General features: G+C 65.0%; 1 protein-coding gene and 1 pseudogene. Both read left to right on the top strand.

Features of this window, described 5'->3' with window-relative positions; translation table 11 throughout:
* Positions 1–959 (top strand): HAD-IC family P-type ATPase (locus LQV45_RS32865; protein ID WP_230011842.1); only part of this gene is annotated, 959 nt, incomplete at its 5' end.
* A gap of 138 nt (positions 960–1,097) precedes the next feature.
* Positions 1,098–1,365: pseudogene (locus LQV45_RS32860) on the top strand (hypothetical protein); the annotation flags it as partial.

Below are 1,365 nucleotides of genomic sequence, written 5' to 3'. Positions count from 1 at the left end.
ATCCCCGCACCGTTGCCGCCATTGCCCGCAGGGTTGGCCTGGAGGTCACGGAGGGCTTCGACGCACGCTCACTGCCGGAGGACCCGCTGCATCTGGAGGAGGTGATGGAATCAAACATGGTGTTTGGCCGAGTGACGCCGGCCCAGAAGAGGGCGATGGTCGAGGCGCTCCAGCGCCGGGGACATACTGTGGCCATGACCGGCGACGGCGTCAACGACGCCCTCGCGCTCAAGACGGCCGACCTTGGCATCGCCATGGACTCCGCGGCGCCCGCCACCAAGGCAGTCGCGCGCCTGGTGTTGCTCGACGGCCGCTTCGACCGGCTTCCCGGAGTCCTCGCTGAGGGCCGGCAAGTCATCGCCAATATTGAGCGGGTCTCCAGCCTCTTCCTCAGCAAAACGGTCTATGCGACCGCCATCGCGGTGACCTTCGGGCTCCTGCAGTGGACGTTTCCGTTTCTTCCCCGCCAGCTATCCTTCACGGACGGCCTGACGATCGGAATCCCGGCCTTCTTCTTGGCGCTCATGCCGAACCCGCGCCGCTATCAGCCCGGATTCCTGCGCCGGTCCCTATGGTTCTCCGTCCCTGCCGGACTGATCGTCACGGCCTCCCTGCTCACACTGAACGCATTCGCGCCGCTGGCCGGCGCGGCCACGTCCGAACAAGTCAGCAGCGCCTCTGTGCTGACGCTTTCCATGGTCGGACTGTGGATCCTATCGGCCGTGTCGCGCCCCCTCAACGCGGCGCGCCTGGCCGTGGTGTTGGCCATGAGCGCCTCCCTGCTGGTCTCGCTCAACCTCCCGCTCGTTCAGGAATTCTTCCTGCTTTCCCGGCCACCCGGCGGGTTGTTGCTCGCGGCCGTGGCGTGCGGGGCCGCCGGGGGCCTCGGAGTCGAGGTCCTGGCCCGGGTCCACGCCCGGGCCTTCCCGCAACAAGGTCCGGTGGTGAAGAGCGGTTAAATGGGCTCATCAGTTATTAGCCTGAGCCGGGACACTGGGGTCCATTATCGGTACTGGCGCCATAGTCCAGAATATGATTCGAGAGTAATGGTCGGGATGTCCCCGGTCAGCGCAGACAATCTAGGGGATACGAACTTCATGTCCGAACAAACCGGACGCCGCTCCAGGCGCGGCTATACGCCCGTTGACCCCGCCAAGTTCATCCCAATCCACCGTCCCAGTAACGCAGCGCTGCGCGGAGCAGTAGTCACCGGGTTCGTTCTGTGGATCGGGGTTGGAGCAATTTCCGCGGGAGTGCTGGCCTCCTGGTTCAGCACTGAATTGCCTATCTTCCTAACCGCTGCAGTGTTCGGTGCAACCCTGGCCACGGACTTGCGCGTCGGGTACACGACGTGGCTACGGCGGC

The organism is Microbacterium sp. Bi128 (assembly GCF_918698205.1).
Note: the sequence above shows the minus strand (reverse complement) of the source record. Positions and strands in the feature narration are given on the sequence as shown.